The 12,423-nt window shown below is 69.7% G+C and carries 8 protein-coding genes; 4 read left to right on the top strand and 4 right to left on the bottom strand.

Annotated elements, in window-relative coordinates; all coding sequences use genetic code 11:
* Window positions 1-39 precede the first annotated feature (39 nt).
* The 3 genes from prsT to ACFJIX_RS26765 all read left to right on the top strand — a co-directional run bounded on the left by prsT (window position 40) and on the right by ACFJIX_RS26765 (window position 5,239).
* Window positions 40-2,940 (top strand): XrtA/PEP-CTERM system TPR-repeat protein PrsT, encoded by a 2,901-nt coding sequence (gene prsT, locus ACFJIX_RS26775; RefSeq protein ID WP_377155671.1) that lies wholly within the window; start codon window positions 40-42, stop codon window positions 2,938-2,940.
* A gap of 75 nt (window positions 2,941-3,015) precedes the next feature.
* Window positions 3,016-4,395, top strand: a complete 1,380-nt coding sequence (locus tag ACFJIX_RS26770; protein ID WP_377155669.1) for a GNAT family N-acetyltransferase — start codon at window positions 3,016-3,018, stop codon at window positions 4,393-4,395.
* Window positions 4,388-5,239 carry a serine protease gene (locus tag ACFJIX_RS26765; RefSeq protein WP_377155668.1) on the top strand — a complete coding sequence of 284 codons (852 nt, stop codon included), beginning with the start codon at window positions 4,388-4,390 and terminating at the stop codon, window positions 5,237-5,239. The genes ACFJIX_RS26770 and ACFJIX_RS26765 overlap by 8 nt, the downstream gene beginning before the upstream one ends.
* A 60-nt stretch (window positions 5,240-5,299) precedes the next feature.
* Here ACFJIX_RS26765 and ACFJIX_RS26760 read toward each other — a convergent pair whose 3' ends face one another.
* The gene (locus ACFJIX_RS26760) at window positions 5,300-6,745 is read right to left on the bottom strand and encodes an MFS transporter (RefSeq protein WP_377155667.1); all 1,446 of its coding nucleotides are present in this window, start codon (window positions 6,743-6,745) and stop codon (window positions 5,300-5,302) included.
* Window positions 6,746-7,014: 269 nt separating this feature from the next.
* On the opposite strand from ACFJIX_RS26760, the gene ACFJIX_RS26755 reads away from it, so the two are divergent.
* The gene (locus tag ACFJIX_RS26755; RefSeq protein ID WP_377155666.1) at window positions 7,015-7,299 is read left to right on the top strand and encodes a hypothetical protein; all 285 of its coding nucleotides are present in this window, start codon (window positions 7,015-7,017) and stop codon (window positions 7,297-7,299) included.
* A gap of 212 nt (window positions 7,300-7,511) precedes the next feature.
* On the opposite strand, the gene ACFJIX_RS26750 is transcribed toward ACFJIX_RS26755, so the two are convergent.
* The 3 genes from ACFJIX_RS26750 to gcvH form a co-directional block, all read right to left on the bottom strand.
* Window positions 7,512-8,903 carry an L-serine ammonia-lyase gene (locus ACFJIX_RS26750; protein ID WP_377155664.1) on the bottom strand — a complete coding sequence of 464 codons (1,392 nt, stop codon included), beginning with the start codon at window positions 8,901-8,903 and terminating at the stop codon, window positions 7,512-7,514.
* A 134-nt stretch (window positions 8,904-9,037) separates the two neighbouring features.
* Window positions 9,038-11,929, bottom strand: a complete 2,892-nt coding sequence (gcvP, locus tag ACFJIX_RS26745; RefSeq protein WP_377155662.1) for an aminomethyl-transferring glycine dehydrogenase — start codon at window positions 11,927-11,929, stop codon at window positions 9,038-9,040.
* A gap of 72 nt (window positions 11,930-12,001) precedes the next feature.
* Entirely contained in the window at window positions 12,002-12,373 is a 372-nt protein-coding gene (gene gcvH, locus ACFJIX_RS26740; protein ID WP_297524138.1) for a glycine cleavage system protein GcvH, read from the bottom strand.
* Window positions 12,374-12,423 lie beyond the last annotated feature (50 nt).

The raw sequence follows: 12,423 nt of genomic DNA, 5'->3' as shown, positions 1-12,423 counted from the left end.
ATCACCCGACAGACCACCCGACAGCGAAAGAGACGACGCATGTCCCGCAAGCCTGAGAACACCAAGATGACCGGACCCTTGCCTGCCCCCCAGACTGCTGACTGCGGCGTGGCGGACGCCGGCCTTTCCCGCGACGGCCGCCGGGCGTTGCGGCGCGGCGCGACCGCGCTGGCGCTGGGCTCGGCGCTGCTGCTGGCCGGTTGCTTCGGCGAGTCCGCGCAGGACCTGGTGAAGTCCGCCAAGGGCCACCTGGAGAAGCGGGACAACAAGGCCGCGATCATCCAGCTCAAGAACGCGCTGCAGAAGGACGAGTCGCTGGCCGAGGCGCGTTACCTGCTCGCCAAGGCGCTGCTGGACAGCGGCGATGTCGCCGGCGCGGCGATCGAGGCCGGGAAGGCCAAGACGCAAGGCTTCGGCGGCGACGCGCTGGTCGCGCTGCAGGCGCGGCTGCTGCTGATGCAGGGCAAGGTCGACGAGCTGCTCGGTCAGTACGGCAACGCCCATCTGCAGAACGCCGCCGACGAGGCCGATCTGCAGATGACGCTGGTCGGCGCCTATGTCGCGAAGCAGAAGATGGCCGAAGCGCGCAAGGCCGCGGACGCGGCGCTGCGCGCGACGCCCGACAGTGCGGCGGTGCGCCTGGTCAACGTGCGTCTGCTGACCAGCGAGGGCAAGCTGCCCGAGGCCCGCGCCGAGGTCGAGCGCGTGCTGGAGAAGTCGCCGCAGTCGGCCGAGGCCTGGCAGCTCAAGGGCGAGCTGCAGGTGCTGGCCGAGGCGCCATCGGCGGAACCGGTCGCGAGCTTCCGCAAGGCGCTGGAGCTCGACAAGAAGCTTGTCGGCGCGCATGCCGGGCTGATCAACCAGCTGATGCGCGCCGGTGACAAGGCCGGGGCCAAGGACGCCGTCGCCGCGATGAAGGCGGCCGCGCCGCAGCACCCCCAGACCTACTACTACGCCGCCGTGTTCGCGATGGACGCGGGCCAGGTCAAGGAGGCGACCGACCTCACGCAGGCCTTGCTGAAGGTGGCGCCGAACAACGAGCGCGCGCTCTTCCTGGCGGGTCGGGTGGCGCAGGCCAACGGGGACTTGCGACAGGCCGAGTCGCAGTACAGCAAGGTCATCCAGGCCGCGCCCGAGGCGCAGCCGGCACGCGTCGCCCTGGCGCAGCTGCAGTTGCGCGGCGGCGATGCCGAGCAGGCGATGACCACGCTGCAACCGGCGCTCGATGCGAAGGTGGCTTCGTCGGAGGCGCTCGCGCTGGCCGCCGAGATCCGGCTCAAGCAAGGGCAGGGCGGCGAGGCCGAGCGCTTCCTGGCGCGCGCCGCCGAGGCCAACCCGAACGACGTGCGCAGCCGCGTCGGGCTGGCGCTCAACCAGATCCAGAAGGGCCAGGAAGCGGCCGGGCTGGCCGCGTTGCGCCAGCTGGCGGCCGAGGACAAGGGCACCGTGGCCGACATCGCGCTGATCAGCGTGCTGGCGCGCAAGAAGGACGATGCGGGCGCCTCGCAGGCGATCGCGGCGCTGGAGAAGAAGGATCCCAAGTCCGCGACGCCCGCCGAGCTGCGCGGCCGCCTGGCGCTGCTGCGCGGCGACCGCGCGGGCGCGCGGGCGAGCTTCGAGGAAGCGGTCAAGCGCGACCCGGGCTCGATGACCGCGGCCAACAGCCTGGTCGCGCAGGACCTGCAGGACCGCAAGGCCGAGGACGCCGTCAAGCGCTATGAAGCGGTGCTCAAGGCCGAGCCGAAGAACCTGCGCGCGGAGATGGCCCTCCTGGGTCTGAAGCTGACCCACAAGCTGATCGACAGGGACGCGGCCGTCAAGCGCCTGACGGAACTCGCCAAGCAGCATCCGGACGACGCGACGCCGCGCCAGGCGGCGGTCGGCCTGCTGATGGAGAAGAAGGACTTCAAGACGGCGCTGTCGCTGGCGCAGGAAGGCGTGACGGCGAGCCCGGACAACCCGGCGCTGGTCGACCTGCTGGGCCAGGTGCAGGCCGCCACGGGTGACCGCCAGCAGGCGATCAGCAGCTTCAACAAGGTCGCGACCTTGCAGCCCCGCTCGCCGCTCGGTCCGCTGCGGCTGGCGGATCTGCATGCGCAGGCGGGCGACAAGGCGGCTGCGACCGCGGCGCTCAAGCGTGCCCAGGCCATCGCGCCCGGTGATGGAGAGCTGGCCCGCAAGGTGGTCGAGAAGAGCCTGCAACTGGGGCTGCCCGACCTGGCGCTGACGGCGGCCAAGGGCCTGCAGACGGCGCAGCCGAAGTTCGGGCTGGGCTGGAAGCTCGAGGGCGACATCGCCCGTGCACGCAAGGATGCACCGGCCGCGATCGCGGCCTACCGCAAGGCGGATCAGTTGGCCGCGGACGCCGGTGCGAAGGTGCCCAACACCGAGCTCGCGATCGCGCTGCACAGTGTGCTGATCGAGTCCGGCAAGAAGGACGAGGCGGACCGCTGGGCCGCCGCGTATCTGGCGAAGTTCAAGTCGGACGAGCTGTTCACGTATCACCTCGGCGACGTGGCGCTCAACGCCGGCCGTTATCCTGAGGCCGAGCAGCGGTACCAGGCGGTGCTGGCCGCCAATCCGGACAATGCGGCGGCGGCCAACAACGTCGCCTGGCTGCGGCTGCGGGCCGGCAAGGCGGATGAGGGCTTGAAATTTGCCCAGCAAGCGAACAAGCTCCGTCCCAACGTGCCGCCGTACATGGACACGCTGGCCGAGGCGCTGGCCGCCAAGGGGCAGAACGCCAAGGCCATCGAGGTGCAGAAGGACGCCGTGAAGCAGGCGCCGACCATTCCCGCGTACCGGCTGCGCCTCGCGCAGCTCTACGTGGCGGGTGGCAACAAGGGCGAGGCCGAGGCGGAACTCAAGCGCCTGGCAGACCTGGGACCGAATTTCGAGCAACAAGCCGAGGTGCGCAAGCTGCAGGCCGCGATCCGTTGAGGCGTCCGATCCTGAGGTCGATCGCCGCGGGGACCGCGTAACGGTGGCACCACCGCGCCCGGGGAGGGGACGGTCATGAGCCAGATTCGACGATCCAGCCTGCGCAAGCGGCTCCATCAGGGGCTGCGGCGCCTGTTCTCCTCGCTCCCGAAGCCGATGCGCTTCGCGGTCTACCGGCGCATGGTGGATTGCGATCCCGCGCCGTCGGAGCGCCTGGAGCTGAAGGTCGCGGACACGCAGGAGGAACTCGACGCCTGCTTCCGCATCCTGCACGACGCCTACGTCGGCAGCGGCTTCATGAAACCCGACCCGAGCGGCCTGCGCGTGACGATCTATCACGCGCTGCCGACGACCACGACGCTGTGCGCCAAGTACGACGGCCAGGTGGTGGGCACCATCTCGATGGTGCGCGAGGGCGTCTTCGGCTTCCCGCTGCAGTCGGTCTTCGACCTCGAGGGGGTGCGCGCCAAGGGCGGCAAGGTCGCGGAGATCTCGGCGCTGGCGATCGCGCCCGCGTTCCGCAAGACCGGCGGCGCGATCCTGTTCCCGCTGATGAAGTTCATGCACCAGTACTGCACCGAGTACTTCGACACGCGGCACCTGGTGATCGCCGTGAACCCTGACAAGATCGAGCTCTACGAGGCGCTGCTGTCCTTCACGCGGCTGCGCGAGCAGACGGTGGCCGAGTACGACTTCGCCAACGGCGCGCCCGCGGTCGGCGCGACGCTGGACCTGCACGAGGCCGACGCGCTGTTCGAGCGCCGCTACCGCGGTCGCCGGCCGGAGAAGAACCTGCACCACTACTTCTTCCGCCACCGGCTGCCCAACATCCGGCTGCCGGAACGCCGCTTCCACACGACCAACGACCCGGTCATGACGCCGGCGCTGCTCGACCACTTCTTCAACCAGGTCGTGCCGGTGTTCCCGACGATGGACGACCGCAAGAAGGCGCTGCTGTGGTCGGTGTACCGCGACGACGCGCAGTTCCGCGAGGTGTTGCCGATGCTCAGCGGCGGCGGTCAGGACCTGGGGCGTTCCTTGCGGCAATACCCGCGCTACTCGATCCGCTGCCCGGGCCATCTCGACATCCGTGCCGCCAACGACAGCCAGCTGGGGCATTTCGACCTGGATGTGATCGAGGTGTCGGCGCATGGTTTCCAGGCCGAGTGCGACCACGACCTGCCGCTGAACCAGGACGGCACGGTGGAGATCGAGCTCGGCCACAACGAGACCGCGCACGTGACCGCGCGCGCGCGGTGCGACGCAAGGACACCGAGCAGGGCAGCTTCTACGGCTTCCGCATCGACGAACCCGACCGCCATTGGCGCAGCTTCGTCTCCACGTTGGAGATGGGCACCACGACGAAGGACTTGGCCGCATGACTGGCAGTACCGTTCCGATGTTCGACCCGATGTCCGACCCGATGTCCGATCCGACGTCCGATCCCGTGAATGAGCCGAGCAATCGCGGCATGCGTGCCACGGCGCCGAGGCGCCGCGAGCTGCTGGCACTGGGCGCGGGGGGCGCCCTGGGCATGGCGGGACTGTTCGGCGCGTCCGCGCCGGCGCGGGCGCAGGAGATGTCCAACACGCTGCCCGACCTGATCGACCGCAGTCGGCAGGCCGTGGTGGCGGTGGGGACCTTCGCGGCCACGGACAACCCGCGCTTCGGTTTTCGCGGCACGGGTTTCGCGGTCGCCGACGGCCGGCGCATCGTCACCTGCGCGCACGTGATCCCGAACCCGATCGAGAAGGACCTGATGATCACCGTGCCCGCGGTGGGTAACGCGTCGGGGCAGCCGCAACTGCGGGCCGTGAAGCTGCTGCGCCGCGACACGGCGCGCGACCTGGCGATCCTGGAACTGGCTGACGACAAGGGCGCGCTGGTCGACGTGCTGCCCCTGGCCGAAACCGACGGCGACCAGCCCGTGGTGCGCGAGGGCGCCGCCGTGGCGCTGATGGGCTATCCGATCGGCACGGCGCTGGGCGTGACGATGGCGACGCACCGCGGCACCGTGGCCGCGATCACGCGTGCGGCGCTGCCCGCGCCGACCTCGAACACGCTGTCCGAGCGCGCGGTGCGCCAGCTGCGCGAAGGCGCGATGGAATTCCTGCAACTCGACGCGACGGCCTATCCGGGCAACAGCGGCGGTCCGCTGCTGGACATCCGTACCGGCAAGGTGGTGGGCATCGTCAACATGGTGGTGCTCAAGGGGACGCGTGAATCGGCGCTCAGCGCGCCGAGCGGCATCACCTACGCGGTGCCGGTGAAGTACGTGTGGCCGCTGCTGGGCAAGTGATCGGCGAAGTCATCGTCGGAGTCGTCCCGAAGTGAGGGGCGCGACTGGGCCGACAGGCCCTCACCCCGGGTGCGCCACCGGCGCCGCCGCGTCGGCTTGCGGCGCCGGCTCGCGCAGCAGCAGCGCGAGCAATCCGCCGGATGCAGCGAACACCGCGCCGACCGCGAAGGCCACGCGATACCCGCCCGCCAGCGCCGCCGGCATCGCGGCGCCCATCGCGCCGAGTTCCGCCGTCTGTGCCGCGGCCAGGCTGGCCAGCACGGCCAGTCCGAGCGATCCGCCCATCATGAAGGACGTGTTCACCACGCCCGAGGCCAGCCCGGACTCGCTCGGCGCGACCTCGCTCATCGCCGCCAGCAGCACCGGATTGAACGCGACGCCGGCGCCCAGCCCCAACAGCAGCATCCCAGGCAGCACGTCCAGCCAGAAGCCGCCGTCCGCCGGCGCGCGCGCGAACAGCGCCAGCCCCAGCGCCGCCAGCAGCAGCCCGCCGCACAGCGGCTTGCGCAGCCCCAGTTTCATGACCAGCTTCGCCGACAGGCCCACCGAGAACACCGCCATGATCAGGTTGGCCGGCAGGAAGCCCAGGCCGACGTGCATCGCGTCGTAGCCCAGCACCAGCTGCATGTACAGCGCCGACAGGAAGAACCACGCGAACATCGCCGCGGCCCACAGCACGCCGATCACGTTGGACACGGCCACGGAGCGCAGCCGGAACAGCGACAACGGCATCAGCGGGTGCGCCACCTTCGTCTCCAGCACGAGGAAGGCGGCCAGCAGCGCCACGGCCGTGCCCATCAGCCCCAGCGTGCGCGCCGAGGTCCAGCCGGCCTCGTTGCCGTTGACCACCGCGTAGACCGCCAGCATCAGCGACAGCGTGACGGTTACCGCGCCGGCCCAGTCCAGCGTCTCGTCCGGCGCGGTCGGTCCACCGCGCTCGATGAGCCACAGGCACAGCCCGATCACGACCACGCCGATCGGCAGGTTGACCAGGAAGATCCAGTGCCAGCTCAGCGTGCTGGTCAGCAGCCCGCCCAGCAGCACGCCGATGCTGCCGCCGCCCGCGCAGACGAAGCCGTAGACGCCCATGGCCTTGGCGCGTTCGCCGGGCTCGGTGAACATGTTCATGATCAGCGACAGCGAGATCGCCGATACCGCCGCCCCGCCCAGCCCCTGCACGGCGCGCGCCGCGATGAGCAGCGCCTGCGTGTGCGCCAGCCCGCAGGCGGCCGACGCGGCCGTGAACAGCGCCAGTCCCGCCAGGAACATGCGCCGGTGGCCGTGGAGGTCGCCCAGCCGGCCGCCCAGCAGCATGAAGCCGCCGAAGGTCAGCATATAGGCGTTGACGACCCAGACCAGCGAGGTCTCTGTGAAGCCGAGGTCGGCGCGGATCGAGGGCAGCGCCACGTTCACGATGGTCGTGTCCAGCACGATCATCAGCACGCCCAGGCACAGCACGCCGAGCGCCAGCCAGCGGCGCCGTTTCGGATCAAGGTGAGAGGTCATGGCCAGGAGGAGGTGTTGAACCGAGGGTGTCTGTCCCCACGACGGGCGGGCCGCCGTGACATCGACACGGACGCGTTTGTAGCAGCGGGCGAGGGGGCGCCGCCAGTGCCGTTCGCCTGCCCGGCGGTCGGTGCTGTCACCGGCTGTCAGCTGTCGGTCGATCGCCTACGCGGCCTGCCGGCTTCGTTGCACCGCGCGATGCGGCATGCACGTCTGCCGCCTGAACGCACTGAGGCGGAACATTCGTTCCATCAACCGGGGGGCATCACATGAGCACCGCCAAGTACCTGCGAGCGATCCGCACCGAACGCAACAGCAGTTTCAAGACCGCGATCCTGCTGAGCAGCCTGGCCATCGGCGCCGGCCTGATGTTCAGCGCGGTCCAGGAAGCACGCGGCGCGACGCCGGTGACCGACACCTTCCCGGTGACGGTCACGAGCGCCCGCATGGTGTCCGATGCCCACCTGAGCTTCGGTTCCGCGATCCCGTCGCCGGCCGGCGTCGTGCCGGGCTGCGGCACCGAAACCGACACCGACAGCGACACCGCACCGTGACGATCAGCGACCCAGGCTGATCCGATCCCGGTCCGGTCTTCCCGTCAGGAAGTCTGCGTCATCGTCATGGGACGGACGCCTGGCAGGGAGATCCGGACCCACCGTTTGCTCGAGTGCTGACAGTTTTCGCCGCCTGACTCGCGATTGATTCTGGCAAGCCGTACCGCCGGGGCACGCGAATCGGCCTCCCCCTCTGACACGTCGGCGGCGTGTCAGCACTCGACAATGTTCACCGCGAGACCGCCTCGGGCGGTCTCCTTGTACTTGGTCATCATGTCGGCGCCGGTCTCGCGCATCGTCTTGATGACCTTGTCCAGGCTGACGTGGTGGGTGCCGTCGCCGCGCAGCGCCATCCGCGCCGCGTTGATGGCCTTGACCGACGCGATCGCGTTGCGCTCGATGCAGGGGATCTGCACCAGGCCGCCGACCGGATCGCAGGTCAGTCCCAGGTGGTGCTCCATGCCGATCTCGGCCGCGTTCTCGGTCTGCGCCGGCGTGCCGCCCATCACCGCGCACAGCGCCGCGGCGGCCATCGAGCAGGCCACGCCCACTTCGCCCTGGCAGCCGACCTCCGCGCCCGAGATCGACGCGTTCTCCTTGTAGAGGATGCCGATCGCCGCGGCCGTCAGCAGGAAGTCGACGATGCCGTCCTCGTTGGCCGAATGGACGAAGCGCGCGTAGTAGTGCAGCACCGCCGGCACGATACCGGCCGCGCCGTTGGTGGGCGCCGTCACGACGCGGCCGCCGGCGGCGTTCTCCTCGTTGACCGCCAGCGCGTAGAGGTTGACCCAGTCCATCACCTGCAGCGGATCGCGCAACGCGGCCTCCGGATGGGCGATCAGGTCGCGGTACAGCGCGGCCGAGCGGCGCTTCACCTTGAAGCCGCCGGGCAGGATGCCCTCGGTGCGGCAGCCGCGCTGGACGCAGTCCTGCATCACCTGCCAGATCTTCAGCAGGCCGGCGCGGGTCTCCTCGTCGGTGCGCCAGTGGCGCTCGTTGCGGCGCATGATCTCGGCGATCGAGCAGCCTTCCTTCTCCGTCAGTTCGAGCAGCTCGGCGCCCGACCTGAAGGGGTAGGGCAGGACGGTGGTGTCCGGCGCGATCTGCTTTTGCTTGCTGCCGTCCGCGAGCACCTCCTCGCTGACGACGAAGCCGCCGCCCACCGAGTAGTACACGCGGTTCTGGATCTCGTTGCCGTCGGCGTCGTAGGCGATCAGCCGCATGCCGTTGGCGTGCAGCGGCAGGCTCTGGCGGCGGTACATGACGAGGTCGCGCGCCTCGTCGAAGGCGACGACGTGATCGCCGCCCAGCGCGAGGCGCTTGTCGTTGCGGATGCCCTCGAGGACGCCGGGGATGGCCTCGATGTCGACGGTGTCGGGCTCGTGCCCGGCCAGGCCGAGCAGCACCGCCTTGTCGCTGCCGTGCCCCTTGCCGGTCGCGCCGAGCGAGCCGTACAGCGCCGTGGCGACGCGCACGGTGCGATCGAGCACGCCCTCATGCCGCAGGCGCTGCACGAACATGCGTGCCGCGCGCATCGGACCGACGGTGTGCGAGCTCGACGGCCCGATGCCGATCTTGAACAGGTCGAAGACGGAAACTGCCATGGCGGACCTCGTGGGTGGCTCTTGCGGATGTGGAACGCCCGCCCGCGTCGCTCGTGACGCGCGGGGCCGGACGGCCTGGATGGAAACTAGGCCAAAAAGAAGGCCGCGTCAGCGGCCTTCGTCGATCACCCTGATCACTCGTCGGCGTAGGCCGAGAGCGGGGGGCAGGAGCAGACCAGATTCCGATCGCCGTAGACGTTGTCCACGCGGCCGACCGGCGACCAGTACTTCACGTGGCGCAGCGCCGGCACCGGGTAGGCGGCGTCGTCGCGGCTGTAGCCGTGGGACCACTCGGTCTTGAGCAGGCTCTCGGCCGTGTGCGGCGCGTTGACCAGCGGGTTGTCCGTCTTCGACCAGGCGCCGGATTCGACCTTCGCGATCTCCTCGCGGATCTGGAGCATCGCGGCGATGAAGCGGTCCAGCTCGAACTTGGATTCGCTTTCCGTCGGCTCGACCATCAGCGTGCCCGCGACCGGGAACGACAGCGTCGGCGCGTGGAAGCCGTAGTCGATCAGGCGCTTGGCGACGTCCTCGGCCGAGATGCCGCTGCTGTCCTTGAGCGGGCGCAGGTCCAGGATGCACTCGTGGGCCACGCCGCCGCCCTTGACGCCGTCGATGTTGCCGCTGAAGTGGATGTCGAAGTGGTCCGACAGGCGCGCGGCCACGTAGTTGGCCGACAGGATCGCGGTCTCGGTCGCGGCCTTGAGGCCGACCTCGCCCATCATGCGGATGTACATCCACGAGATCGGCAGCACCGCCGCGTTGCCCAGCGGCGCGGCGCTGACGGCGCCGATGGCGGTCTTCTCGCCCAGGCCGGCCGAGCGGTGCGCCGGCAGGAAGGGCACGAGGTCCTCCACCACGCACACCGGACCGACGCCCGGGCCGCCGCCGCCGTGCGGGATGCAGAAGGTCTTGTGCAGGTTCAGGTGGGACACGTCGCCGCCGAACTGGCCGGGCGCGGCGATGCCGACCAGCGCGTTCATGTTGGCGCCGTCCACGTACACGCGACCGCCGTGTTCATGCACCAGCGCGCAGATCTCCTTGACGTGCGTGTCGAACACGCCGTACGTCGAGGGGTAGGTGATCATGATCGCGGCCAGGTTGGCGCTGTGCTGCTCGCACTTGGCCTTCAGGTCGGCCAGGTCGATGTTGCCTTCCTTGTCGCACTTGGTGACGACGACCTGCATGCCCACCATCTGCGCGGAGGCCGGGTTGGTGCCGTGGGCCGATTCCGGGATCAGGCAGATCTTGCGGTGCGCGTCACCGCGCGACTCGTGCCAGGCCTTGATGATCAGCAGACCGGCGTACTCGCCCTGCGAGCCGGCGTTGGGCTGCAGCGAGACGCCCGTGTAGCCGGTGGCCTGGCACAGCCAGGCGGTCAGCTGCTGGTCGAGCTGCGCGTAGCCCTGCAGCTGGCTCTGCGGCGCGAACGGGTGCACCTGCGCGAACTCGGGCCAGGTGATGGGGATCATCTCGCTGGTCGCGTTCAGCTTCATCGTGCACGAGCCCAGCGGGATCATGCTGCGGTCCAGCGCCAGGTCCTTGTCGGAGAGCAGGCGGATGTAGCGCAGCATCTCCGTTTCGGAGTGGTGGATGTTGAAGATCGGATGCGTCAGATAGGCGCTGGTGCGCGACAGCGCCGCGGGGATCAGCGTCGAGGCCGACGTGCCGCCGAACGCGTCCGCGACCGGCTTGCCTTCGGCGAAGACCGTCAGCAGCGCCTGGATGTCGGCGCGCGTCGTCGTCTCGTCGAGCGTCAGGCTGATGCTGTCCTCGCCGGCCTGGCGCAGGTTCATGCCGGCGGCGACGGCGGCGGCCAGCACCGGGCCGGTGTGGGCGCCGGTCTTCACGTGCAGCGTGTCGAACGAGGTCTCGTGCACCAGCGTCAGGCCCAGCGCCTTCAGGCCCTGCGCCAGCACGGCGGCGTAGGCGGCGACGCGCTGCGCGATGCGCTTCAGGCCTTGCGGGCCGTGATAGACGACGTACATGCTGGCCACGACGGCCGGCAGCACCTGCGCGGTACAGATGTTGGAGGTGGCCTTCTCGCGGCGGATGTGCTGTTCGCGGGTCTGCAGCGACAGCCGGTAGGCGGGCTTGCCGTGCGAGTCGACGGACACACCGACCAGGCGGCCCGGCAGCGAGCGCTTGAACTCGTCGCGGCAGGCCATGTAGGCGGCGTGCGGGCCGCCGGCGCCCATCGGCATGCCGAAGCGCTGCGTGGTGCCCACGGCGATGTCGGCGCCTTGCTCGCCGGGCGACGCGATGAGCGTCAGCGCCAGCAGGTCGGCCGCGACGACCAGCAGGCCGCCTTGGGCATGCACCGCGTCGGCGATCGCCTGCAGCGGGCGCACCACGCCGGTCACGCCGGGGTACTGCACCAGCGCGCCGAAGCATTCGGTCTTGCCGGCGTCCTCGGCCTTGCCGACCTGGACGGTGATGCCCAGCGGCTCGGCGCGCGTGCGCACGACTTCCAGCGTCTGCGGCAGCACGTCGTCGGCGACGAAGAAGGTCTGGCTCTTGCTCTTGCCCATGCGCGCGGCCAGCGTCATGCCTTCGGCGGCGGCGGTGGCCTCGTCCAGCATCGACGCGTTGGCGATGGCCAGGCCGGTCAGGTCGCAGACCATGGTCTGGAAGTTGACCAGCGCTTCCATGCGGCCTTGCGAGATCTCGGCCTGGTAGGGCGTGTAGGCGGTGTACCAGGCGGGGTTCTCGAGGATGTTGCGCAGGATCACGCCCGGCGTGATCGTGCCGTGGTAGCCCTGGCCGATGAAGCTCTTCAGGATCTGGTTCTTGCCCGCGATGGCCTTGAGCTCGGCCAGCGCCTGCGACTCGGTCACGGCGTCCGGCAGGTCCATCTTCGCGGCGCGCTTGATGGCGGCCGGGACGATGGCGTCGATCAGCGCGGCGCGCGACGCGGCGCCGATGGCCGAGAGCATCAGCGTCTCGTCATGGGCGTCGGGACCGATGTGACGGGCGTGGAACTCGGCAGCGTTTTCAAGTTCGGCGAACGAGGGCAGGGCGGACATGGCGGGGCGATCCTGGAGAGAAGAATTCATTGCCGCAGGGCCCGAGGGGCCCTGCGTGCATCGCTCAAGCGATTAGCTGTTCTTGACCAGCTCGTCGTAAGCCGTCGTGTCCATCAGGGCATCCAGCTCCGACGGATCCGACAGCTTGACCTTGAAGAACCAGCCCGTCTTCAGCGGGTCGGTATTGGCCAGCGACGGGTCGGCGCGCAGCGCCTCGTTGACTTCGACGATCTCGCCGGACACCGGCGCGTAGACGTCGGCGGCGGCCTTGACCGACTCGACCACGCCGGCCACTTCCTTGGCGGCGAAGGACTTGCCGACGTCCGGCAGGTCCACGAACACGACGTCGCCCAGCGCGTCCTGCGCGTGGACCGTGATGCCCACGGTGGCGATGCCGTCGGTGGTGTCGACCCACTCATGGTCGGGCGTGTACTTGATGCTCATGGAGAGGCTCCGTGCGTCGGAAAGTTGAAAGGGGAATCTCGAGGGTGAGC

It is taken from the genome of Roseateles sp. UC29_93 (genome assembly GCF_042695725.1).
In the GTDB taxonomy this organism is placed as follows: domain Bacteria; phylum Pseudomonadota; class Gammaproteobacteria; order Burkholderiales; family Burkholderiaceae_C; genus Roseateles; species Roseateles noduli_A.
Note: the sequence above shows the minus strand (reverse complement) of the source record. Positions and strands in the feature narration are given on the sequence as shown.

What these genes read in the sequence shown, in the direction of transcription:
- ACFJIX_RS26755 (WP_377155666.1), top strand. Translation starts at nt 7,015, where the DNA reads ATGAGCACCGCCAAGTACCTGCGAGCGATCCGCACCGAACGCAACAGC.
- ACFJIX_RS26760 (WP_377155667.1), bottom strand. Translation starts at nt 6,745, where the DNA reads ATGACCTCTCACCTTGATCCGAAACGGCGCCGCTGGCTGGCGCTCGGC.
- ACFJIX_RS26770 (WP_377155669.1), top strand. Translation starts at nt 3,016, where the DNA reads ATGAGCCAGATTCGACGATCCAGCCTGCGCAAGCGGCTCCATCAGGGG.
- ACFJIX_RS26750 (WP_377155664.1), bottom strand. Translation starts at nt 8,903, where the DNA reads ATGGCAGTTTCCGTCTTCGACCTGTTCAAGATCGGCATCGGGCCGTCG.
- gcvP (WP_377155662.1), bottom strand. Translation starts at nt 11,929, where the DNA reads ATGTCCGCCCTGCCCTCGTTCGCCGAACTTGAAAACGCTGCCGAGTTC.
- prsT (WP_377155671.1), top strand. Translation starts at nt 40, where the DNA reads ATGTCCCGCAAGCCTGAGAACACCAAGATGACCGGACCCTTGCCTGCC.
- gcvH (WP_297524138.1), bottom strand. Translation starts at nt 12,373, where the DNA reads ATGAGCATCAAGTACACGCCCGACCATGAGTGGGTCGACACCACCGAC.